We start from the raw sequence: 22,489 nt of genomic DNA on the forward strand, positions 1-22,489 counted from the left end.
GGGCAGCGCCGACATTCGTCATGCTGCTGCACGCGCTGTTGCGGATTTTGAGCAGCGCCGACATGGTCTCACCGCGCAGGCCTCACCAGAGTCCAGATCCAGCCGGCGAAGGTCGCCACCAGGAACGGATAGCCGGCAGCGGGCAGCGGCGCGGAGGTCGGCAGCAGCGGCGTGCCCCACAGCACCATGCCCACCGAGGCCAGGAACAGCGCGGCGGCAATGAACGCGGTGAACCGCATCCACAGCGCGAAAGTGCTGGGCACGCTGACCATGATCAGCGCCGCCGCCCAAAGCGAGATGCCGCCGGCATAGGAGGCACGCTGGCCTCGAGCCCCGCCGCATTGCCGGACAAGAGCAGGCTTTCGCCGGCCAGGAAGGTCAGGAACCCGGCCGCGACGCAGTCATTGCCCAGCCGCTGGTATTTCATGGTGAGCAAGGCCGTCGCCACCACCAGCGCCACGCCGTCGATCGCCCAGAGCGTTTCGCGCAGCGGAGCGCTCGCCACGAAAGTGCCGGCAAGGCCGAAGATGCCGCCGATAGCGAGGCCGAGAGCGGCGATGGTGTCGAGAGGGTTGGTGCGCATGTGATGTCTCCCCAAGCCGGAGCAGAGGATACGGTACGGTGGTCCGTCTTCATAGGTGATGTGCTTTCCAGAGTGCAGCGATCACCTGGAAGGTGCAGCTGGACGACGTGCCGCGGCTCCCGACGGGCGGGCCTGAGCTGAGCGGACCGGACGACGCTGGAAGGCGGAGCCACTTTCCTCGGGCCCATCTGAGGAGACTCCGTCTCACGTTGCAAGTATTCCACTTACAAGCTAGCCTACCCGTAGCATGGGGGGTTGAAGTATGGCTATTGTATTCGCGCCGCTAAAGATCTTGGACGAAGTCGCTACTGACGTTTACAACTCGACTAAGAGAGCCATCTCTATAACCAGAGATGTATTTATTCGAAACATGGAAATAGGATTTTCAGCTTACATTGCGGCAAAATATGAGAGGTACTCCAAAGTACACACACTATTATCTCCAAATGTACCGATTAACGTTGAAGATATATACATAAATCCCAAGTTTGACTATAAAAATCAGATCGTGCTCGGGGAAAACGCAATTAACTTCGTAATCGATAGGCAGATTCTAGTTGTGCAAGCGATTGCCGGGCATGGAAAATCCATGTTTGTTAGGGAGTTATTTTGCCGATTGTGTAACGTGAATTATGGACTGATCCCAATATTTTTAGAGTTAAGGGATATTGATTTCGAGTTATCCAATGTCATTGAGGCCGCACATGAGGAGCTGTCAGCCAAAAGCACCCTCTTTTCCAGGTCATCATTTGAGGCGTTGGTTAAATCGGGTAAGGTATTGTTCCTTCTTGACGGCTTTGACGAAATTCGAACGAACGCACGCAAGCTAGCACTGAGGAAAATAGATCAAGTAACCCGTGATTTTCCTACAGCGAAGGTTGTAGTTACCAGTCGTCCGACCGATATATTCAACGGCTGGAGTCCTGCCACGATAGTTACGATCAAGGAGACTACGACCTGCCTCAAATAATTGACCTAATTGAGCGATCCCCTATCAAATCGGAAATTAAAGAGGCTTTCAGAGTAAAGGTCGAGCAGGAGTACATAAAGACTCATATAAGGTTTCTTGCTAATCCGCTATTATGCAACATGATGATACTGACCTTCATGCGCGGAGGAGACATACCTAAGCAGAAGCACATATTTTACCGCAAGGCGTTTGATACGCTATTTAAGCATCACGATGATATGAAGTTCCTTTATAAACGTGACTATCATTCAGAGCTAGCAGAGGATGTATTTATCAGGCTATGGAGAGCGTTCTGCTATTTCTCGTATATTGAGAGAAAATTTGGCTTTGACATCGAACTTATGAGAAAGTTCATTGTTAAAGCAGCAGAGTATCTATCTATGACAGTAGATACCGGAGCAATTGCCGACGACTTTATCGAGTCATTGTGTATCATCGTAAAGGATGGCGACCATTACTCGTTTCTACATAGGTCATTCCAAGAATATGCAACCGCAACATTTCTGTGCATCGAAAGGGTGGGCAATCTCCCAGCCATACTAAGCCGGTTAAACGACAATTTCAATGACGATGTGTTGGATCTAGCTTTTTTGTCAAATCAGGAGCTTATCGAGCAGGAGTACATATTACCAAAGGTCGAGCTCATGCTCAAAAGTTTCCGTAGCCGGAGGTCTGTTAGGACTAAGGTGCTTTTATTCTATACGGGAATTTCTCCGGAGGATGATGTCAACGATGAGGAAAAGGTCTATTTCACACTAGGGAACCCTGGGGCGAAAAGTGAGGCGAACGCTCACTTCTTCTCATTCGTTCGCAGGAGTTACCGACCTGCCGTTGACGCAAAACTATCTAGCAAGCTGGCATCTTGGATGAGAAAGATGACCAACAAGTCACGAGGAAAGAGGGGGCGAAGCGCTGAAGTAGCTTTTCAGGATACGCCAGATGAGGTACTAGAAATTAGCCCAGTAAAGCAATTGGTTCAAGGTTACTATGAGACGCTGGTTAATGTTCAGGCGGAAATCATAGAGCGACGCAAGCACCAAAGTAATATGCTAAAAATTTAGCTGACCGACTGTTAACTGCAGGCTAAGTCGTTCGCTTTTACAGTGCCTCGACCTTCCGAATAGTCTCTGTCGCGCATGCTGGCGGGGACCCGCTGCCTCCGGCAGTTCCCACCCGGACTTGCGCTCGCATCGACCCACCGGGTCGATGCGAGCGGCTGAAGGCCAGACCGCCTAATCCCCCATCTTCAAGGCCTGAATAAACGCCTCCTGCGGAATATCGACTTTCCCGAACTGCCGCATCCGCTTCTTGCCCTCTTTCTGCTTGTCCAAGAGCTTGCGTTTGCGCGAGACGTCGCCGCCGTAGCACTTTGCCGTCACGTCCTTGCGCAGCGCCGAGATGGTTTCGCGGGCGATGACCTTGCCGCCGATCGCGGCCTGGATCGGGATCTTGAACAGGTGGTGCGGGATCAGCTCCTTCAGCTTCTCCACCATCTGCCGGCCGCGCTTTTCCGCCGCCGTGCGGTGCACCAGCATCGACAGCGCGTCGACCGGCTCCTCGTTGACCAGGATCGACATTTTTACCAGATCGCCCTCGCGATAGTCGGTCAGGTGATAGTCGAAGGAGGCGTAGCCCTTGGAGATCGACTTCAGCCGGTCGTAGAAGTCGAAGACGACTTCGTTGAGCGGCAGATCGTAGGTGAGCATGGCGCGCTTGCCGACATAGGAGAGGTCGACCTGGATGCCGCGCCGGTCCTGGCAGAGCTTCAATATGCCGCCGAGATAGTCGTCGGGCGTCAGGATGGTGGCGCGGATCCACGGCTCCTCGATGGCCGAGATCTTCACCACGTCGGGCATGTCGGCCGGGTTGTGCAGTTCCTTCATCGAGCCGTCATTGAGCAGCAGCCGGTAGACGACGGAGGGCGCGGTGGCGATGAGGTCGAGGTTGAACTCGCGCTCCAGCCGCTCCTGGATGATTTCGAGATGCAGCAGGCCAAGGAAGCCGCAGCGGTAACCGAAGCCGAGCGCGGCGGAGGTTTCCATTTCATAGGAGAAGCTGGCGTCGTTGAGGCGCAGCTTGCCGACGGCGGCGCGCAGATCCTCGAAATCGGCGGCGTCGACCGGGAACAGGCCGCAGAACACCACCGGCTGCGCCGGCTTGAAGCCGGGCAGGGCATGCGCGGTCTGGCGCTTGTCCTCGGTGATGGTGTCGCCGACGCGGGTGTCGGCCACTTCCTTGATCGAGCCGGTGAAGAAGCCGAACTCGCCGGGGCCGAGCTCGTCGACATTGACGCGGGCGGGCGTGAACACGCCGGTGCGCTCGACCAGATACTTGGCGCCGGTGCCCATCATGCGGATGGTCTGGCCTTTCTTCAGCACGCCGTCGATGATGCGCACCAGAACGATGACGCCGAGATAGGCGTCGTACCAGCTGTCGACCAGCATCGCCTTCAAGGGCGCAGTCGCGTCGCCCTCGCGCGGCGGCGGCAATTGGTGGACGATGGCTTCCAGCACGTCGGGAATGCCGAGACCGGTCTTGGCCGAGATCAGCACGGCGTTGGAGGCGTCGATGCCGATCACCTCCTCGACCTGCTCGCGGATGCGCTCGGGCTCGGCGGCCGGCAGGTCGACCTTGTTCAGCACCACGACGATCTCGTGGTTGTTGTCGATCGCCTGGTAGACGTTGGCGAGCGTCTGCGCCTCGACGCCCTGGGAGGCGTCGACCACCAGCAGCGAGCCCTCGCAGGCGGCCAGCGACCGCGACACTTCATAGGCGAAGTCGACATGTCCGGGCGTGTCGATCAGGTTGAGGATATAGTCCTCGCCATTCAAGGCGCGGTATTTCAGCCGCACGGTCTGCGCCTTGATGGTGATGCCGCGCTCGCGCTCGATGTCCATCGAGTCCAGCACCTGCTCCTTCATGTCGCGCGCCTCCAGCCCGCCGGTCAGCTGGATCAGGCGGTCGGCAAGCGTGGATTTGCCATGGTCGATATGGGCGACGATGGAGAAATTGCGGATGTGGTCGAGGGGCGTGCTCATGCCGGGCGCTTTAGCAGGGGCGGCAATCGGCGGCAAGGCTTGCGCCGCAAGGGCTGCCCTGGCGATCACAAAGCGGTGAGCATTGCCGGAAAAATCGAAAATCCGGGCCTGGCGGCCTGGGATGCATAAATTTTAAACGATCGCGTTAGACCTTGCTTGTCGGCGGCATGGTATTCGCACGGCCGCTCATGTGTTTCGGGGGTCAGAAATGCGCAATGTTGCAAGCGGGTTTGCCCGCTCCCGCAGCGGCTCCATCATGCCGCTGTTCTTCCTGTGTACGGTGCCGCTGATCACCGTCGCCGGCTTTGCCGTCGATTATACGTCGGCCGTACAGATCAGGTCCAATCAGCAGCAGGCGCTGGATGCCGCGATCCTGTCGATCACCACCATGGATACCGCCTCGACGCTGCCGCATCGCCAGCAGGTGCTGCAGGACACCTTCCTTGCCAACGGTGGACAGGGAACCGCGACGCTGAACAGCTTCGTGGCTGGCACCACCGCCACCGCCACCACCGCGCGGGCCACGGCAAGTTTCGCCATGCCCACCGTTTTCATGACCATCGCCAGGATTGACACCGTACCGATCGCCGTCGCCTCGGCGGTCAGCAAGCCGCCGTCGCTGGTGCAGGCGAACTTTAAGGTAACCGGGGCGTCGGGCTGGTGGAACAAGACGATGACGCTCTACGGCACGCAGTTAGGGGCGACGGTGGCCAAGCCGCTGATGACGATCGACTACACCTATGGCAAGACCGGAGATCCGAAAGGCTATGGCACCACCACCACCAGCGTCCTGACGACCGATTCAACCGGCAAGACCGTCACCACGGTGGCCCAGAAGCAGGTGTGCACCGTCGGCAACAACCCACCCGCCGGCGTGACCCTCAAGCAGGATGCGAGCGGCACGAAATATTACTGTGTCGATACGATGTACCCGGCCAACGGCGCCGGCGCGTCAATCGACGTCAGCCAGATGGGTGGCCTCTACATGCAGATGTATGTGCCATCGGGGAAGCCGCAATATCTCACCACGAATGATCCGACCACCTCCAACCGGCTCTATATCGACGGCGTCGAAGTGCCGACCGGGCAAAAGGTCGACATCTTCTCCGCCGTCCCTTGCAACCAGTCCAGCAACCAGGCCTGGGAAGACGGCGGCAGTCCGGTGCCGGCGCCAGTCTCCAATGCGGACTTCTTCTACACCGTCTCCGGCAAGTGCGACTTCAACCAGCGGCCCTCGAACACGGTGCTGACGCAGTAAGGCTGCCGATCTCCCCTCTCGAGGGGGAGATGTCGCCGAAGGCGACAGAGGGGGGTTGCCGCGCGTGGAGCGCCAACTCCGCTCATGGCGCAGATAAGGCCGAGCCCGGTCGAACCGACCCCCTCTGGCCTGCCGGTCATCTCCCCCTCGAGGGGGAGATCGGCTGCCGCGAGCGCCTGCGCCAATCTTTGGGGGAGAAGGAAGAGGCGCCTCGATCACGAACCGGTGAGCTCTGTAACGAAGCCGCAAATGGCGGCGAAGTGGGGATATGACCGGCGCAACCGAGCGCCGTCCCCCACGGAGCAAGCCGATGTCGCAGTCCAGGCGCAGCAAATTCATCGCATTGTCCGGCGCGCTTGCGCTCGCGGCCACGCTCGGGGCGGCGCAAGCCCAGCCGCTCACCGTGGTCGAGCTGTTCACCAGCCAGGGCTGCTCGTCCTGCCCGCCGGCCAATGCCAATCTCATCAAGGTCAAGGACCAGCCCGGCGTTCTGGCGCTGTCCTTCAACGTCACCTACTGGGATTATCTCGGCTGGAAGGACACGTTCGGGAAGCAGGAGTTCACCCAGCGCCAGGTTTCCTACGAGCCGCCGCTTGGCCATGACGGGCCGTTCACGCCGCAAGTGGTGGTCAACGGCCATGCCGATGTCGTCGGCGCCGCACCGGGCGAGATCGAGCATCTGATCACCGCCACAGGCAAGACCGGCGGTCCGTCGCTGTCGCTCGACGGCGGCAAGGTCGTGATCGGCGCCGGCCCGGCCCCGGGCGGCAAGGCCGATGTCTGGCTGGTGCGCTATGCCAGGGGCGTCGTGCAGGTGCCGGTGGCGCGCGGCGAAAACACCGGCCGCACCTTGCCGCACGCCAATGTCGTGCATGCACTGCAAAAGCTAGGCAGCTGGAACGGCGATGCCGCCACCTATGCGCTGCCCGCGGCGTCCAGCGGCCTCAGCACGGCTGTGCTGGTGCAATCGCCGGGCGGCGGCCCGATCCTGGCCGCCACCACGAACTAGCCCCCACACTTTCAAACGAGATTGCGCGACGCCGCCGTTGCGGCGCCGCCAATGCCGGCGGCTGACAGAGCCGCCATCCCCCCTCAACGACCAAGCCAAGGAGACCATCATGATCGTTCTTTCCCGCCTGACGCTGCCCGCGCTCGCCCTCGCCCTCTGCTCGACGGCGCTGCTGGCCGGCGGCATCGCCCGCGCCGACGACGCCACCAACGCCATGAAGCCGGCCACGGACGCGATGCCGCCGGCGGCGGACGCGATGAAACCGGCCACCGATGCCATGAAGCCGGCTGATCCGATGGCCACCGACGCCATGAAGCCCGCGACGGATGCCATGAAACCAGCCGACGCGATGAAGCCCGCCGACGCCATGAAGCCGGCGACGGACGCGATGAAGCCGGCGGACGCGATGGGGGCGACGGCTCCGGCCAACTAGGCCTTGGGCCACGGCTCCCGGCGGTCCCTGGCCATGGCCGTTCCTGTCCAAGGTCAGGGGCGGTCATTTTACCCGGGATGCCGGCGCGCCGGCGCACACGAATGTGAGCTTCCGCCGCAACTCGTGCATCGCGCCGACCTACCCGATCCAATAGACTGATCCCTGTGGAAGCCATGAGGAGTGCAACCATGACCAATATCAAGAACCGTTCGACCGGCCTTGTCAGGGGCGCGCTGGCCGCGCTCGTCCTGGCCGCCGCCGGCGCCGCCTTCTGGCTGACGCCGGCCGTTTCCGCCGAGGCCGCGGTGAAGATCCCGCCGCCGGCCATGGACGAAAAGGCCGCTGGCGGCACCGAGACGGCGATCTTCGCCGGCGGCTGCTTCTGGGGCGTTCAGGGGGTGTTCCAGCACGTCAAGGGCGTCACCAGGGCCGTCTCCGGCTACACTGGCGGCTCGAAAGAAAACGCCGTCTACGAGACGGTCGGCACCGGCCGCACCGGGCATGCCGAATCCGTCGAGATCACCTATGACCCCTCGAAGGTCACTTACGGCCAGCTGCTGCAGGTCTATTTCTCGGTCGCCCACAACCCGACGCAGCTCAATTACCAGGGACCGGACTCGGGCACCCAGTACCGCTCGACGATCTTCGCCGAAAACGACGCGCAGAAGAAGATTGCCGAGAGCTACATCGCCCAGCTCGACAAGGCCAAGGTGTTCCCCGAGCCGATCGTCACCACGCTGGAGACCGGCAAGACCTTCTATCCGGCCGAGAACTACCACCAGGACTTTTTGACGCTGAACCCGACCTACCCCTACATCGTCTACAACGACCTTCCCAAGGTGGCGAACCTGAAGACGCTATTCCCGGCGCTGTACAGCGAAAAGCCGGTTTTGGTGCTGTCGGCGAGCAATTAGAGCATAATCTCCCCCCTCGAGGGGGAGATGTCGCCGAAGGCGACAGAGGGGGTCGGTGCGCGTGAAGCGCTAACCTCTTCTTTCGCCGCAAAGAGGGCGTCCCGTCCGGTCGGACCGACCCCCTCTGGCCTGCCGGCCATCTCCCCCTCGAGGGGGGAGAGCCGCTATCAGTCGTAGGTCAGATCGGTCGCCTTGCCGCCGAACACACGGTAGGCATAGAACGAATAGAAGATGATGATCGGCAGCACCACCACGGAGCCCACCAGGATGATGGCCAGGCTTTCGGGTGCCGACGCCGCCTGCCAGATGGTCAGCCGGTCGGGCACCACGAACGGGTAGAACGACCAGGCGAGGCCGGCAAAGCCCAGCACGAAGATGCCGGCCAGCGTCAGGAACGGCGTCAGCGCATGGCGGTCGTCCGGCCTGGGCAGGTGGAAGGTCTGCCGCCACAGCCACAGGAACAGCAGCGCCGACAGGATCGGCAGCGGCGACAGGTACAGCATCTCGGGCCAGACGAACCATTTGTCGAAGATGCGCGGGCTGGCGAAGGGTGTCGCCAGCGATACGGCGGCCATGCCGAGCGCGGTCAGCACCAAGGTGGTGCGCAGCCAGCGCACCGCCTTCCTCTGCAGCGCGCCTTCGGTCTTGTAGATCACCCAGGCCGCACCCATCGCCGCATAGGCGGCTGCCAGGCATAAGGCCACCAGCACGCCGAACGCCACGCCGCCCGGGCCGACATCGAGGCCGAGCACATAGACGCCCAGCATATAGCCCTGCGCCAGCGAGGCGATGAGCGAGCCGAGGAAGAAGATGCGGTTCCAGCGGTGCTTGCGCTCGGTCGGCACCTTGGCGCGGAAGTCGAAGGCGACGCCGCGCAGGATCAGCCCGACCAGCAGCACGAAGACCGGAATGTAGAGCGCGGTCAGGATGACGCCATGCGCCATCGGGAAGGCGACCAGCAGCAGGCCGACGGCCAGCACCAGCCAGGTCTCGTTGGCGTCCCAGAACGGACCGATCGCCGCGATCATCGTGTCCTGCTCGGTGTCTTCCGCCGCGGCGAACAGGATGCCGATGCCGAGATCGAAGCCGTCGAGAATGACATAGATCAGGATGGCGAGGCCCATCAGGCCGGCGAAGATCAGCGGCAGCAGGGTTGGCCAGTCGTAGGTCATCGCTATGTCTCCCAGCCGCGATGGGCCGGGTGCACGGCCTTACCGCTTGAAGCGATCGTTTCAAATTGATTGTGGGGGTCCGCGCCGCCCCTCATCCGCCTGCCGGCACCTTCTCCCCGTATAGGGACGGGGAGAAGGGGGCTGGCCGCAATGTTGGCTACCTTCTTGCAACGCCGGTGATTGGCGGAAGCGGCGATGACAGCGCTCCTCTCCCCGTCCCTGTACGGGGAGAGGATGCCGGCAGGCAGGTGAGGGGCGGCGCGGACCCGCGAGGAAGGCATGTTCACTCCCCTGCCGCCGGCTGCGACAGCGGCGCGTTGAGAACACCCGGCAGCGGCGAGGTGTCGCCATCCTTGGCCGCCTTCAGCGTCAGATGCACCAGCACGCCGAGATAGGCGATCAGCAACAGCACGTAGAGAATGAGATAGATGGCGAGCGTCAGCGCGACATGGCTGCCCGCCACCGGGCCGACGGCGTCGGCGGTCTTCAGCACACCCGTCACCAGCCAGGGCTGGCGGCCGATCTCGGTCGTGTACCAGCCGGCCAGCGTCGCCAGCCAGCCCGACAGCGCCATCGGCACCATCAGCAGGGCGAGCGGCTTCGGCAAGCGGTGCCGGCGCTTGAGGAAGAAGGCCGCCGACCAGGAAACGGCAAGCATCAGAAGACCGGTTCCGACCATGATGCGGAAACTCCAGAAGATGGGGAAGACCGGCGGATGGTTGCCCGGAAAATCGTTCAGCCCCGGCACGACGCCACTGGCGCTGTGCCGCAGGATCAAGCTTGCCCCGTCGGGAATGGTCACCTCGAACCTGTTCTCCTTCGCCGCCTCGTCGGGCAAGGCGAAGAGCACCAGCGGCACGTTGGGGCCGGTGGCCCAGTTGGCCTCCATCGCGGCGATCTTCTGCGGCTGGTGCTCCAACGTGTTCAGCCCGTGCTGGTCGCCGGCCAAGATCTGGATCGGGATCAGGATCGCGGCGGTGAAGACGCCGGTGCGCAGCGCCTTCCACATCGATTCCGAGCGATCGCCATTGAGATAGCGCAGCGCCGACAGCCCCGCGATCAGGAACGAAACCGTCAGGCCTGAGGCGAGCAGCATGTGGACCAGGCGATAAGGCATCGAGGGGTTGAAGACGACAGCCCACCAGTCGACGGCATGCGCCTTGCCGTCGATCATCACGAAGCCGGCCGGCGTCTGCATCCAGGAATTCAGCGCGATGATCCAGAAGGCCGAGACCGTGGTGCCGCCGGCCACCAGCACCGTGGCCAGCGTGTGGATGCGATTCGAGACGCGGCGGAAGCCGAACAGCATGATGCCGAGGAAGGCCGCCTCGAGGAAGAAGGCGGTCAGGATCTCGTAGGCGAGCAGCGGCCCGGCGATGTTGCCGACATGCTCCATGTAGCCCGGCCAGTTGGTGCCGAACTGGAAGCTCATGGTGACACCCGAGACCACGCCCATGGCGAAGGACAGAGCGAACACCTTCACCCAGGTGAAATAGGCACGCATCCAGGCGGAATCGTTGGTCGCGTTGTAGCGCAGCTTGAAGAACAGCAGCACCCAGCCCAGCGCAATGGTGATCGTCGGAAACAATATATGGAACGAAATGTTCGTGCCGAACTGCATGCGCGAAAGTATGAGCGGGTCCATGACGGGCTCCGGCTGCTGTAAATATTCGCGAAGGATAGTTCCGAAGCGGCTTCAGGTCAAAGCGGCGTCCTGCCGCGAGGCCGAACGCCACAGGACAATTTGCCGGCTGCAAGCGACGCATTTTCGGCCGGTCCCCAAGCCTCGATGTCGAGAACTGTCAGCAGCGCCATTGACTTCCGGTTGCATGAAACGACAACAGGCCTATATCAGGGGACCTCTTTCAGGCAGCCGTTTCAGACATGCCCTCCATCCTGTCCATTTCCGGGGTCTCCAAGACCTACGCCACCGGCTTTACGGCGCTCAAGGAAGTCAATCTCGACATCCAGCGCGGCGAGATCTTCGCGCTGCTCGGTCCCAACGGCGCCGGCAAGACGACGCTGATCTCGATCGTCTGCGGCATCGTCAACCGCTCCTCGGGCACCGTCACCGTCGACGGCCATGACATCGGCCGCGATTACCGCGCCGCGCGCAGCCTGATCGGGCTGGTGCCGCAGGAACTGACCATCGACGCCTTCGAGACGGTCTGGGCGACGGTCAACTACAGCCGCGGCCTGTTCGGCAAGCCGGCCAACCCGGCCTTTGTCGAGAAGGTGCTGCGCGACCTGTCGCTGTGGGACAAGAAGGACGCCAAGGCGATCACCCTGTCGGGCGGCATGAAGCGGCGGCTGATGATCGCCAAGGCGCTGTCGCATGAGCCGCGCATCCTGTTCCTCGACGAGCCGACCGCCGGCGTCGACGTCGAGCTGCGCCAGGACATGTGGGCGATGGTGCGGCGGCTGCGCGAGGACGGCGTCACCATCATCCTCACCACCCACTACATCGAGGAAGCCGAGGCGATGGCCGACCGCGTCGGCGTCATCAATCGCGGCGAGATCATCCTGGTCGAGGGCAAGGCCGAACTGATGCGCAAGCTCGGCCGCAAGCAGATGACGCTGGAGTTGCGCGCGCCGCTGGACAGTGTGCCCGACGGGCTCTCGCACTATGCGCTGGAGCTGGCTCCGGACGGCAGCCAGCTCACCTATACTTATGACAACCAGAGCGACCGGCCGGGCGTCGCCTCGCTGATCCGCGATCTCGAAGCGGCCGGGGTCCAGTTCCGCGATCTGGACACCAAGAACAGCTCGCTGGAAGAGATCTTCGTCAATCTCCTGAGGCAAGAGCCATGAACCTGCGCGCTGCCATGAACCTTCGTGCGGCCCCCAATCTTCGTGCTGTATGGGCGATCTACCGGGTGGAGATGGCGCGTGCCTTCCGCACCGTGCTGCAGAGCATCATCTCGCCGGTCATTTCGACATCGCTCTATTTCGTCGTCTTCGGCTCCGCCATCGGCTCACGCATCACCGAGATCGACGGCATCAGCTACGGCGCCTTCATCGTGCCGGGCCTGATGATGCTGTCGCTCCTGACGCAATCGATCTCCAATGCGTCGTTTGCCATCTACTTCCCGAAATTCGTCGGCTCGATCTATGAATTGCTGTCGGCGCCGGTCTCCTATCTGGAGATCATCATTGCCTATGTCGGGGGTGCTGCGACCAAGTCGATCCTGCTCGGCCTGATCATCCTGGCGACCGCGGCGCTGTTCGTGCCGCTCAGGATCGAGCATCCGTTCTGGATGGTCGCTTTCCTGGTGCTGACCGCGGTGACCTTCAGCCTGTTCGGCTTCATCATCGGCATCTGGGCCAAGACCTTCGAACAGCTGCAGCTGGTGCCGCTTCTGATCGTCACGCCGCTGACCTTCCTGGGCGGCAGCTTTTATTCGATCCACATGCTGCCCGGCATCTGGAAGACGATCACGCTGTTCAACCCGGTCGTGTACCTGATCAGCGGCTTCCGCTGGAGTTTCTACGGCAAGGCCGACGTCTCCGTCGGCGTCAGCCTCGGCATGACGCTGGTCTTCCTGGCCGTCTGCATCGCGATCGTCGCCTGGATCTTCCGGACCGGTTACCGGCTAAGGAACTGACGCCGCTTCGCAGAAGCCGGTTCCCGCAGACGTCAAATGGCCTTGACCAGCCGCAGCAAGCCCAGCATCTCGATATAGGCGCCCTCGCGGAAGGCGATGTAGACCGGCTCTTCCACGCCATGGAAGCGTCGCTTGAACGCCGCCTGGCCCTGCAGGTTGAACCTGCGGCGGTTGACCCAGGGCGAGTCGTAGGCGCGCTGGAAGGTGTTGCGCCAGAACGCGCTTTCGGCAAATCCGCTTGGGCCTATGTCGACCAGTGGCGACAGGCCAAGCGTGACCACGGAAACACCCTCTTCGCGAAACCGGTCGACGGCGAATTTGGTCAGCCCGATCTCGGCATGCGGCGAGGCATCGATATGCTTGCGCTTGAACGCGGTGGTGTAGCCGATCAACTTGCCGTCGGCGAACAGCGGGTCGAAGTCGAGCAGCGCGATCAGTTCGCCATCGGGACCGTGCAGCACGAACCGGCGCATGTCGGTGCCGAGCTGATCGTAAAACGGTCGGTTGAGAAAACCCATCTCCCAGCGCTTGACGATGCGGTCGCCGCGCCAATTTTGGGAGAGCCGGGCGATCTCGTCGAGAAAGATGGTGCGTTTGTCCTCGTCGAAGGAAAACCCCTTCTTCAACAGCCAACGCTCGGAATAGCGCACCGTTTCGTTGCGCTTGCCGGAAAAGTCGTGCCCGGGTAGCGGCAGGCGGGTGTCGATGCCCAGCCGGTTGATCTTGTAGCCGAGCCCGGCCAGCACGCGTGCGGTCTCCTCGCCGATCTGCACGAACCACGGGTCGCCGGCGGTCTCGACAAAGCGCCTGATGTAGTCGGGCCGCCGCGCCGGCGCCGCCACCGGGTCGCCGAGCGCGAAATGATGCCTCATCTTGGTGCCGAAGGCGATGTAGCCGTCAGCGTCGCCAAAGTAGGAAAGCTTACCCTGCACGGCGGTGGAATAGGCGAGCGAGAAGTCGCCATGGCGACGAACCATCGCCAGCCGTTCGACATGCGTCAGCGCCTGGCGCTCGACCTTCGGCGAGGCACCCTCGAGGATATTGTCGAAATAGATACGCAAGGAGGGCATGGTCGATTCCGCGTGTGTGGCGCCGCGTGTCCCAAGGACCAGCAAGCCACGCCGTGGCGTCTGATTTTCCGCGGGAAGCCGAAAACGATCGTGGTTTCGAATTCCTGCGTCGGTAACGAGATCCTCCACCTCGAATCAATCACATTGCCGCGACCTGATTATCGCCGATGCCGCCCATATGCCATATAGGACTGTATCTAATCGGACAGAAGCGGGTAATCTGCCCATGTCATTGTTTTGACCGCATTTCCGCGATCTGCTGTTTCCGGCTGGGGCGGAATACTTCGGCGCAGGGCTCGCGCAACCGGCACCGATCCGCTGTGTGGGTCTGCGCGCGATCAAACGGTTACAGCGTCCTGCCAGTTTGCGGGATGCCGCGGCGGTTGAATGGGTTTTGAGAGTGAATGGCTGATACGGCGACCGGAACAATGGCGGAGCAGTTGGTGGCGGTCGAGCCGGCAATCGTCATTGGCGCCGGCGCCGCCGGATTGGCCGTCGCGCAGGCGTTGATCAAGGCTGGTGTGCCGACGGCGATCCTCGAAAAGGAGAGCCGGCTGGCCGAGCCTTGGCACCGGCGCCACCAGCAACTGCACCTGAACACTCATCGCGATCTGTCGGCGCTGCCCGGCCTTGCCTTTCCCAAGGGTACCCCAGCCTTCCCTCCCAGGAATGTCGTTATCCGCCATATGAACGATTTCCGTGAGGCGAACCGGCTGCCGGTGGAGTTTGGCGTCGCCGTCGAGACCATCATGTTCATGGGCGACCACTGGGCGCTGCGCACCAGCGCCGGCTCACGCCTCGCACGTCATATCGTTGTCGCCACAGGCCGCGATAGCGAGCCTTTCACGCCGCATTGGACGGGCATGCAGGCGTTCACGGGCTGGATCATCCATTCGGCGGATTTTGGCGACGCCAACAGCTATGCCGGCAAGAAGGTGCTGGTCGTCGGCGCCGGCAATTCGGGCTTCGATGCCCTCAATCATCTGGCGGGTGTCGATACGGCGGCTCTATGGCTGTCGGCCCGCAACGGCCCCGCCCTTCTGCCCAAGCGGATCGGCAAGATCGCCGTGCACCGGCTCTCGCCGCTTATGGCGCGCTTGCCGCTGCGTGTTGCCGATACGGTGATGGCGGTGACGCAGCGCCTGGTTTTCGGCGACCTCACCAAATTCGGCATGCCGCCCGCGCCGGCGGGCGGCGCCAGCCGCCTGACCTCGGACTACACCGCGATCGCCGCGGACGACGGCGCCGTCAGCGCCATCAAAGCGGGCAAGATCGTCGTGGTCCCGACAATAAGGGAGTTCACTGCGGACGGCGTGATCCTGGCCGATGGCAGACTGATCGATCCCGACATCGTCATTGCCGCGACGGGCTACCGCACCGGGCTGGAGCGCATGGTCGGCAGTCTTGACGTGCTCGACGGCAAGGGCGTTCCGCTTTTCAACGGCGCTGAAAACGATCCGAAACTGCCCGGCCTCTGGTTCACCGGCATGCGGCCGAGCATTCGCGGCTGTTTCGCCAACGCCGCCATATTGGGCAAGGCGATCGCCGGCCGGATCGCCGGCTCCCGCCATCCATCCGGCGCGCCGCGCTGATCCCGGCCCGGGGAGCCGGCAATCGGGAGCGCGATCTCGCGCGCCTCGGGGGATTCTGGATGCACGTGGCGCCGGCGGCAGGCCTCGTCGAACACGCAAGGTGGCCACTTCGGCAGGTTTGAGCAGGCCACGGTCATGGACAGACTTCGGCATGGCGACGGTCTCCCTCGACAGGACCTGGGGCGCCACGTGTAAATTGCCGATCTTTCCCAAGCCTTGAGCAAACTCCATCCGAAAAGGAGGGGCCTCGGATCCCGAACCCCTCCTTCAGAGTTTCACCTGAACTCAGACGGCGATCTTGCCGCCGCCCTGTTTGGTGATGGCGACGACCGCCGGCCGCATCGGCATTTCGGGCTTGAAATCGGGCCAGCGTGTCGACGGATCCTCATAGTAGGAGGGGCGGCCAAAGGCTTCCCAGTCTTCGCCGCCGTCGCCCGGATGCTGGACGGCAACGAAGGCGGTCTGGTCGTCGGGCGCAAACAGCGGGCCGCACATTTCGGCGCCGATCGGCACGCGGAAGAACAGTTTCGAGGTCGCGCGCGCCGCGCCTTCGGTGTCGACCGCCCACAGGCCGTCGGTGCGGCCGGTGGCCTTCGGGCCCTGGCCGTCGGTAGCGACCCACAGGCGTCCGGCCGAATCGACCGCGCAATTGTCGGGCATGCCGAACCAGCCATTGGCCGTCGTCGCGGTCGAGAAGGTGGCGCCGACATCGGCGACGGAATGATCGCCGCATTTCAGTAGCACTTCCCACTTGCCCTTGGTGGCGGCGAAATCGCCGTCGCTCTCTGATATCTCGATAATGTGGCCAAAGGCGTTCGCGGCGCGCGGATTGGCGGCATCGACCTGGTCGGCCTTGCGCTTGGAGTTGTTGGTCAGCATGACGTAGACCTTGCCGTTGACGGCATTGGGCTGGATGTCTTCCGGCCGGTCCATCTTGGTTGCGCCGAGCAGGTCGGCCGCGCGGCGCGTTTCGATCAGCACATCGGCCTGGCCGGCAAAGCCGTTTTCGGCCGTCAGCGGGCCTTGGCCGAAGACGATCGGCAGCCATTCCACCGTGCCGTCCTCGGCGAATTTGGCGACATGCAGCGTGCCGTCGTCAAGCAGGTCCTTGTTGGCCGCGCGGTCGCTGGCGTTGAAGGTACCCTTGGTGACGAATTTGTAGACATAGTCGAAGCGCTCGTCGTCGCCGAGATAAAAGACCACGCGGCCGTCCTTGGCGACGATCGATTCGGCGCCCTCATGCTTGAAGCGGCCCATGGCGGTGCGCTTCTTCGGCGTCGAATTCGGATCGTCGACGTCGACCTCGACGACCCAGCCGAAACGGTTCGGCTCGTTCGGCTCCTTGGCGAGGTTGAAGCGGTCGTAATGCGCGCCCCACTCATAGGCGCCTTCCGGGATGCCGAGACGCTTGTAGTTCGCCGCTTCCTTGTGGCCCTCCGGCAGTTCGCCGGAGAAGTAGCCGTGGATGTTCTCCTCGGCCATGACATAGGTGCCCCAGGGCGTGACGCCGCCGGCGCAGTTGTTGACGGTGCCGAGAACCTTCGTGCCGGATGGATCGGCATTGGTCTTGACGCGGTCATGGCCGGCGACCGGTCCGGACAGCGCCATTTCGGTGTTGGAGGTGATGCGGCGGTTCAGCCTGCCGTCGCGCACCACTTGCCATTTGCCCGACACCTTGCGGATCTCGACGATCGTGCCGCCATGTGCCGCCATCTCGACATCGACCTGCTCTTTGCTCAGCGGTGCGACCTCGGCTGCCTTCTTGCCGTCCTTCTCGACGATCTTGACGATGCCGGGGAACATCAGATGCGGGTTGGTGTATTCATGGTTGACCACCAGCAGACCATGCTCGGCGGAGCCCTCGATCGGGATGTAGCCGACATAGTCGTTGTTGTAGCCGAACTGTTTTGCCTGGGCCTCGGCCGACTGTTTGGTCGGATCGAATTCCGGCGAATCGGCTAACAGCGGGTCGCCCCAGCGCAGCAGCACGTCGGCGTCATAGCCCGGCGCGACATGGTGCTTGTCGTCGATGCCGGCCTCGAGTTCGTCGAATTTGAAGGCGGAGCCTTCGGCGGCGCGGGCGTCGTCCGCTGCGATCATGGCCAGCGGACTGACGGTGGCGGCGATCGCCGAGACCGCGAGCGACCCCTTCAGGAAACCCCGGCGCGAGAACCGCGCGGCAATAATCTCGCCCATGGTGCGGTTGTCGGTGGGGTTGATGGCCGGTCCTTCGTTTTCCTCGAGCAGGCTGGTGCGGAATCGGGCGTCGGAGAAGCGCTGTTCGGTCATGCGGGCTTGCCTCTGGCTGTTGGAGTCGCTGGAGCTTGGGTGTCTGTTCGACGCCTTACAGCCGGCTGATCACATTTTCGTGACATCATGCCTGTTCTGGTGCCTGCCTGGTGCAGGTTGTTCATTCGGAATCCCGGACTTTGGTCCAAGCTTGCGCTTGCAAAGGTCCTGGAGGACAAACGCAACGGTCGGAGGCCGCTTCCGGCTACTACGTCTTTCGGCGATGTTGGCTGCAACGTTGAGGGTGGGCGCGCCGGCTCAATCGACGGAGACCAGGATGCGAAGATCGATCACGACCCGCTGTTTCCGGTTGGCGCTCGGATCGGCATCCGCGCTGGCGCTGACCATCGCTCCCTATCACATTGCCTTTCATGGCTTCGCTCCCGGCCTCTACGCTGCCAGCGCACAGGCCGGCAAGGGCGGCGGGAACGGCAACGGTGGTAACGGCGGCAATGGCAACGGCGGGAACGGCGGCAACAGTGGCGGCGGCAACAGCGGGAATGGCAACGGCAACAGCGGGAATAGCGGCAACAATTCAGGTAGTGGTGACGACGGTAGCGGCAATCCAGGATCCGGCACCGGCCAGAACGACCAGGGCGCCAGCAGTCACGTCAATACGGCGACCGGCGACAAGATCGACGTGGATGGCAAGAAGATCACGGTCCAGCATCCGGACGGCATAACGGAAAAGATCGAGAACGGCCGTTTCAGGATGGAAGATGCCCTCGGTCGCACGATCATCGACCGCCGGGTTACGCCGGCCGATATCAGCCGTCTCAAGGCCTTGTGAGGCTGGCCAACAGGCAACGGTCAGTTTCGCATGTCACCTCCGCCGCCCCCGGCGGAGGTGACCTCTTTTTGACCGGCGTCGCGCGGTTTCCCGCAGTTATGAGCGGTTCCTGTCACGGTCGCGAAACTCGCGCATCATGAGGGCCGCTTCCGTGCGGTTTCGCACGTTGAGTTTCGACAGCACCCCGGTCATGTGGTGTTTGACTGTCTTTTCCTGCAGATCCAGCCGCAAGGCAACTTCCTTGTTGCTGAGCCCCTCGGCCACCAGCCGCAGGATTTCCGTCTGCCTCCCGGTGAGTTGCCGCAGGCGGTCTGTCGTGCCGTCGGCCGGCTGCAGGGACTGGAGATCGGAAAGCAGCCGGGCCGACAGCGTCGGCGAAAGATAGCTCTCGCCGGCCGCCACATTGCGCAGGATGTCGGCGAGCGCGCGCGATCCGATACCTTTGAGGACATAGCCGCGCACCCCTGCGTTCAGGGCCTTGGTCACATCGGTATTGGCCTCTGAAACGGTCAGCATGACGATCTTCTGGGCAGGATGGTCGGCGAGGATGTTTGCAACCGCCGCCAGTCCGCCGCCCGGCATGGAGATGTCGAGCAGCAATATGTCGGGCCGCACCGTCGAAGCGAGGCGTTCCGCATCCTGCGCGGTCGCGCCCTCGCCGACCATTTCGAAGCCTCCGATCTCCGACAGGCTGCGCGTCACACCTTCGCGAAAAAGCGGATGATCATCGACAATGGCAATGCGAATAGCGCCAATCATGCTTGCTCCTCGACCGACAAACTGATCACCAACCGCGTGCCTTGCGGCCCGCTCAAGGTCTCGAACTGGCCGCCAATGCTCTCGACCCGTTCCCGCAGGCCGGCGAGCCCCAGCCCCTCCGCCCGCGCCGGATCGAAGCCTGGTCCGCCATCCGAAACTTCCACGAAAAGCCTGCCATTTTTCATCTCGGCACGCACCACCTGATCTTTGCCCTGTCCGTGGCGATAGGCGTTGTTCAGCCCTTCCTGCACGAAACGATAGATACTGATCTTCTCAGAGGCGCCGGGCTCGGGCAAATGTCCAGGCAATTTGAGCGTCACCGAGGTTCCCGTCCGGCGCTCGTGTTCGTTGACGGCCAGCCGCAATATATCGGTGGTAGCGGCCGTCTCTATCTGCGGCAGCACGAGGCCGGTGCAGATGCCGCGTATTTCGCGCATCGCATCCTCCAGCGTCTTGCGGATCATCGCGACCTCGGTCGAGCGGCTTTCGCCCCAGTGGCCGTCGCCGGAAAACACCGGACTGTCCATGCGCAGCGCCGCCAGGGCCACGAGCTGGGCCGGACCGTCATGGAGGTCGGCGCCGATCCGGCGCAGATATCTTTCGTTGAGCGCGGTCGCGCGGCGCGACGCCCGCTGCACGCGGTGGCGCAAGGCGCTGTTCTGCGCCACCAGGCCTTGCAGCTCGGACACCTGGCGGCGCAGCGCCCCGCGCTGATCGTCGATGGTGCGGCTGCCGCGCAGGACGATGCCAGACAGCAGCAGGAACGCCGTCAAGGTGGTGCCGGCCACGATCAGCCAGCTCGACAGCAGGGCGGAAGCCAGAGTGGCTTTGAAATCGCCCGCGACCTCGAAGAATTCGGTGACGGCCACCACGTCGCCGGACCAGGGTTCGCGCACCGGATTGTAGATCTCCAGCAGCGGTACGCCGACAGCCTGCTCCTTGCTTTCATTGCCGTCGAACGTGTCGAGTTGGGCGGTGACGCTGCCTTGGAATGCGGAACGCAGATTGTCGCTCAGATCGAAGCGGCGGCCGATCAAGGCCGCGTTCTTCGCATAGAGCACGGTGCCGTCGCGCCGCCAGAGCCTGAACGACACAAGGCGTTTGCCGAGCGCGCCCTGGCCAAGGGTCTCGTCGAGCGCCTGCTTGACGGACTCGCTCAGCTCCTCGCTCTTGCGCAGGTCCGGCAGCAGTGGCGCGATCACGCTGTCGACATAAAGTGCGGTCGTGGCGGCCGAATTGCGGATGACGCCATCCCTGATTTGCATCGTCACCCAGAAGCCCACCACCAGCATGATGGCCAGAAGGCCAAAGCCGCCGGCAACGAGGAATTGCACGGCAAGGGAAAGCTCGCTCCAGCGCCGCGCCAAGTTCTGAAGAATACGAATCATCGGCTCCTGGCCACCCCCTCTATCAACAGGCCGGGCGGTGGCTGCACATTGAGCTTCAGCCTTGCCCTTGCCAAGACCTTCGTTCGAACGACGTCGCTTGACGTCCTGGCGCGCTTCGGAAACAAGAGCCGCGACACACATGGCGGGCACCGCTTCGAGGGGGATGGGACGTGAGCTTTTCGGGATTGCTCCAGCTTGGCTTTTCAACGGTGATCTTCCTTTTGGCGGCAACCGCCGCCAAGCAATGGGGATTGGCGCCGAGCCTGGGCAAGATCCTGCTGACCCTGGCGCTCTATTCGCTGGGCAACCTGATCATGCTGCGGCTTATCCGCGAATTCGGCATGTCGGTGTCGTTCAGCCTGTCGGCGGTCATCCAGCTGGTCTCGGTCAACGTCGTGGCGCTGCTGTTCTTTGGCGAGCGCGTCAACGCGTTGCAGGCGACCGGCATCGTGCTGGCGGTCGCCGCCGTGGCGCTGATCACGCTCGGGCCCTATCTGCAGGGGCGATGATCAAGATGAAGACGGCGACACAGGCCCGATGAAAGACACTGTGGGCACCCTGCTCAACCGGATCGAATTTCCGGTCCTCCTGGCTGGCCTCGTCATCGCCGGCGGGCTGTGGGGCTTCGTGGAGCTGACGGAGGTGGCGCGGGCGACCGCGCCGCACGGCTTCGACACGGAAATCCTGCTTGCTTTCCGCCAGGCGGGCCAGCCCGGCGTTCCGGTTGGTCCGCCGTGGCTGGAAGGGGCGATGCGCGACATCACCAGCCTTGGCAGCTCCAGCGTGCTGGTGCTGATCACAGCGGCGACGATTATCTATCTGCTGCTGATCCGCAGGCCGGGGACCGCACTTCTCATTTTCGTCGCCGTGGCGGGTGGCCAGGTTCTGTCGAGTCTTTTGAAGGTCGGCATCGACAGGCCTCGGCCCGAGCTCGTCTCGCATCTGGTCAGCGAAACGTCGCTTTCCTTCCCCAGTGGCCACGCCATGCTGTCGGCGGTGACCTATCTCACGCTGGGTTCGCTCGCTGCGCGTTTCCTGCATGGCCGGGCGACCAAGGTCTATGTTCTGGCACTCGCCGTGCTGACGACGGTGCTGGTCGGCGTCAGCCGCATCTATCTCGGCGTCCACTGGCCGTCGGATGTGCTGGCAGGCTGGTGCGCGGGCTTCGCCTGGGCGACGCTATGCTGGTTGGCCGCGCGGCTCCTGCAGCGGCGCAGTGTGGTCGGCGAAAGTGAGTGATCTTCACATGGTTGAACTATGCCTTCTGATGCTTGAAACATCACAATGACGGTATTATACGTTATGTCTGCAGACTCAGACATGGGTTCAGGCCGATGATCACTGCCGCGCAGATGCGCGCCGCAAGGGCGTTGGCGGGCATCGACCAGAAGACACTCGCCGAGCGCGCCGGCGTCTCGCTTCCGACCATCCAACGCATGGAAGCGAGCGACGGCGTGGTCAGGGGCGTGGTCGATACGCTGATGAAGGTCATCCAGGCTCTCGACGAGGCCGGGGTGGAATTGATCGGCGAGAACCAGGCCAGCGAACGCGGCGGCAGGGGCGTGCGCCTCAAGCCCGCCGCGCCGCCGGATCCCAAGGCTGAGCCGGCATAAGTCGCG

At 62.7% G+C, this 22,489-nt stretch carries 22 protein-coding genes; 13 read left to right on the forward strand and 9 right to left on the reverse strand.

Annotated features, from left to right (window positions below; all coding sequences use genetic code 11):
• Window positions 1–68: 68 nt before the first annotated feature.
• Window positions 69–272 carry a hypothetical protein gene (locus FJ938_RS30160; RefSeq protein ID WP_246673554.1) on the reverse strand — a complete coding sequence of 68 codons (204 nt, stop codon included), beginning with the start codon at window positions 270–272 and terminating at the stop codon, window positions 69–71.
• Window positions 273–274: 2 nt separating this feature from the next.
• The gene (locus FJ938_RS30165; RefSeq protein ID WP_246673556.1) at window positions 275–583 is read right to left on the reverse strand and encodes a hypothetical protein; all 309 of its coding nucleotides are present in this window, start codon (window positions 581–583) and stop codon (window positions 275–277) included.
• 262 nt (window positions 584–845) lie between these two features.
• Between FJ938_RS30165 and FJ938_RS26835 the strand changes: the two genes are divergently transcribed.
• Together FJ938_RS26835 and FJ938_RS26840 are read left to right on the forward strand one after the other, a co-directional pair.
• Complete coding sequence (locus FJ938_RS26835; RefSeq protein ID WP_140699142.1) at window positions 846–1,553, forward strand: NACHT domain-containing protein; 708 nt, start codon at window positions 846–848, stop codon at window positions 1,551–1,553.
• 122 nt (window positions 1,554–1,675) lie between these two features.
• Window positions 1,676–2,614, forward strand: coding sequence for a hypothetical protein (locus tag FJ938_RS26840; RefSeq protein WP_181169189.1), 939 nt, complete (start codon window positions 1,676–1,678; stop codon window positions 2,612–2,614).
• 171 nt (window positions 2,615–2,785) lie between these two features.
• On the opposite strand, the gene lepA is transcribed toward FJ938_RS26840, so the two are convergent.
• A complete protein-coding gene (gene lepA / locus FJ938_RS26845) occupies window positions 2,786–4,591 on the reverse strand; it encodes a translation elongation factor 4 (RefSeq protein WP_140613514.1) in 1,806 nt (601 codons plus the stop codon).
• Window positions 4,592–4,799: 208 nt separating this feature from the next.
• On the opposite strand from lepA, the gene FJ938_RS26850 reads away from it, so the two are divergent.
• The 4 genes from FJ938_RS26850 to msrA all read left to right on the forward strand — a co-directional run bounded on the left by FJ938_RS26850 (window position 4,800) and on the right by msrA (window position 8,205).
• Entirely contained in the window at window positions 4,800–5,849 is a 1,050-nt protein-coding gene (locus FJ938_RS26850; RefSeq protein ID WP_140699148.1) for a pilus assembly protein TadG-related protein, read from the forward strand.
• A gap of 310 nt (window positions 5,850–6,159) precedes the next feature.
• The gene (locus FJ938_RS26855) at window positions 6,160–6,858 is read left to right on the forward strand and encodes a DUF1223 domain-containing protein (protein ID WP_140699151.1); all 699 of its coding nucleotides are present in this window, start codon (window positions 6,160–6,162) and stop codon (window positions 6,856–6,858) included.
• A gap of 109 nt (window positions 6,859–6,967) precedes the next feature.
• A complete protein-coding gene (locus FJ938_RS26860; protein WP_140699154.1) occupies window positions 6,968–7,291 on the forward strand; it encodes a hypothetical protein in 324 nt (107 codons plus the stop codon).
• A 188-nt stretch (window positions 7,292–7,479) separates the two neighbouring features.
• Window positions 7,480–8,205: a peptide-methionine (S)-S-oxide reductase MsrA gene (gene msrA / locus FJ938_RS26865; protein ID WP_140699156.1), complete on the forward strand. Its 726-nt coding sequence runs from the start codon at window positions 7,480–7,482 to the stop codon at window positions 8,203–8,205.
• 167 nt (window positions 8,206–8,372) lie between these two features.
• Here msrA and FJ938_RS26870 read toward each other — a convergent pair whose 3' ends face one another.
• Both FJ938_RS26870 and FJ938_RS26880 read right to left on the reverse strand, forming a co-directional pair.
• The gene (locus FJ938_RS26870) at window positions 8,373–9,377 is read right to left on the reverse strand and encodes a cytochrome d ubiquinol oxidase subunit II (RefSeq protein WP_140699159.1); all 1,005 of its coding nucleotides are present in this window, start codon (window positions 9,375–9,377) and stop codon (window positions 8,373–8,375) included.
• A 283-nt stretch (window positions 9,378–9,660) separates the two neighbouring features.
• Entirely contained in the window at window positions 9,661–11,022 is a 1,362-nt protein-coding gene (locus FJ938_RS26880) for a cytochrome ubiquinol oxidase subunit I (protein WP_140699162.1), read from the reverse strand.
• A 239-nt stretch (window positions 11,023–11,261) separates the two neighbouring features.
• On the opposite strand from FJ938_RS26880, the gene FJ938_RS26885 reads away from it, so the two are divergent.
• Together FJ938_RS26885 and FJ938_RS26890 are read left to right on the forward strand one after the other, a co-directional pair.
• Entirely contained in the window at window positions 11,262–12,188 is a 927-nt protein-coding gene (locus FJ938_RS26885; RefSeq protein ID WP_140699165.1) for an ABC transporter ATP-binding protein, read from the forward strand.
• 14 nt (window positions 12,189–12,202) lie between these two features.
• A complete protein-coding gene (locus tag FJ938_RS26890; protein ID WP_140699207.1) occupies window positions 12,203–12,982 on the forward strand; it encodes an ABC transporter permease in 780 nt (259 codons plus the stop codon).
• A 32-nt stretch (window positions 12,983–13,014) separates the two neighbouring features.
• On the opposite strand, the gene FJ938_RS26895 is transcribed toward FJ938_RS26890, so the two are convergent.
• Window positions 13,015–14,052 (reverse strand): phosphatidylglycerol lysyltransferase domain-containing protein, encoded by a 1,038-nt coding sequence (locus FJ938_RS26895; protein ID WP_140699168.1) that lies wholly within the window; start codon window positions 14,050–14,052, stop codon window positions 13,015–13,017.
• A 404-nt stretch (window positions 14,053–14,456) separates the two neighbouring features.
• On the opposite strand from FJ938_RS26895, the gene FJ938_RS26900 reads away from it, so the two are divergent.
• Complete coding sequence (locus FJ938_RS26900; protein WP_140699171.1) at window positions 14,457–15,644, forward strand: NAD(P)/FAD-dependent oxidoreductase; 1,188 nt, start codon at window positions 14,457–14,459, stop codon at window positions 15,642–15,644.
• Window positions 15,645–15,929: 285 nt separating this feature from the next.
• On the opposite strand, the gene FJ938_RS26905 is transcribed toward FJ938_RS26900, so the two are convergent.
• Window positions 15,930–17,933: a PhoX family phosphatase gene (locus tag FJ938_RS26905; protein WP_140610584.1), complete on the reverse strand. Its 2,004-nt coding sequence runs from the start codon at window positions 17,931–17,933 to the stop codon at window positions 15,930–15,932.
• Between the two features lie 277 nt (window positions 17,934–18,210).
• Between FJ938_RS26905 and FJ938_RS26910 the strand changes: the two genes are divergently transcribed.
• Complete coding sequence (locus FJ938_RS26910; RefSeq protein ID WP_140610585.1) at window positions 18,211–18,723, forward strand: hypothetical protein; 513 nt, start codon at window positions 18,211–18,213, stop codon at window positions 18,721–18,723.
• A gap of 96 nt (window positions 18,724–18,819) precedes the next feature.
• Here FJ938_RS26910 and FJ938_RS26915 read toward each other — a convergent pair whose 3' ends face one another.
• A complete protein-coding gene (locus tag FJ938_RS26915; RefSeq protein ID WP_140699174.1) occupies window positions 18,820–19,482 on the reverse strand; it encodes a response regulator transcription factor in 663 nt (220 codons plus the stop codon).
• Complete coding sequence (locus FJ938_RS26920; protein ID WP_140699177.1) at window positions 19,479–20,870, reverse strand: sensor histidine kinase; 1,392 nt, start codon at window positions 20,868–20,870, stop codon at window positions 19,479–19,481. Before FJ938_RS26920 ends, FJ938_RS26915 begins: the two co-directional genes overlap by 4 nt.
• Window positions 20,871–21,040: 170 nt before the next feature.
• Here FJ938_RS26920 and FJ938_RS26925 point away from each other — a divergent pair, with 170 nt between their 5' ends.
• From FJ938_RS26925 to FJ938_RS26935, 3 genes are all read left to right on the forward strand, one after another.
• The gene (locus FJ938_RS26925) at window positions 21,041–21,379 is read left to right on the forward strand and encodes a hypothetical protein (RefSeq protein ID WP_140699180.1); all 339 of its coding nucleotides are present in this window, start codon (window positions 21,041–21,043) and stop codon (window positions 21,377–21,379) included.
• Between the two features lie 28 nt (window positions 21,380–21,407).
• On the forward strand, window positions 21,408–22,109 hold the full coding sequence (locus FJ938_RS26930; RefSeq protein ID WP_140610589.1) for a phosphatase PAP2 family protein: 702 nt from the start codon (window positions 21,408–21,410) through the stop codon (window positions 22,107–22,109).
• Between the two features lie 95 nt (window positions 22,110–22,204).
• Window positions 22,205–22,483 carry a helix-turn-helix transcriptional regulator gene (locus FJ938_RS26935; RefSeq protein WP_140699183.1) on the forward strand — a complete coding sequence of 93 codons (279 nt, stop codon included), beginning with the start codon at window positions 22,205–22,207 and terminating at the stop codon, window positions 22,481–22,483.
• Window positions 22,484–22,489: the final 6 nt, after the last annotated feature.

Origin of the sequence: Mesorhizobium sp. B2-4-14 (assembly GCF_006442155.1) — a bacterium.
Classification (GTDB): Bacteria; Pseudomonadota; Alphaproteobacteria; order Rhizobiales; family Rhizobiaceae; genus Mesorhizobium.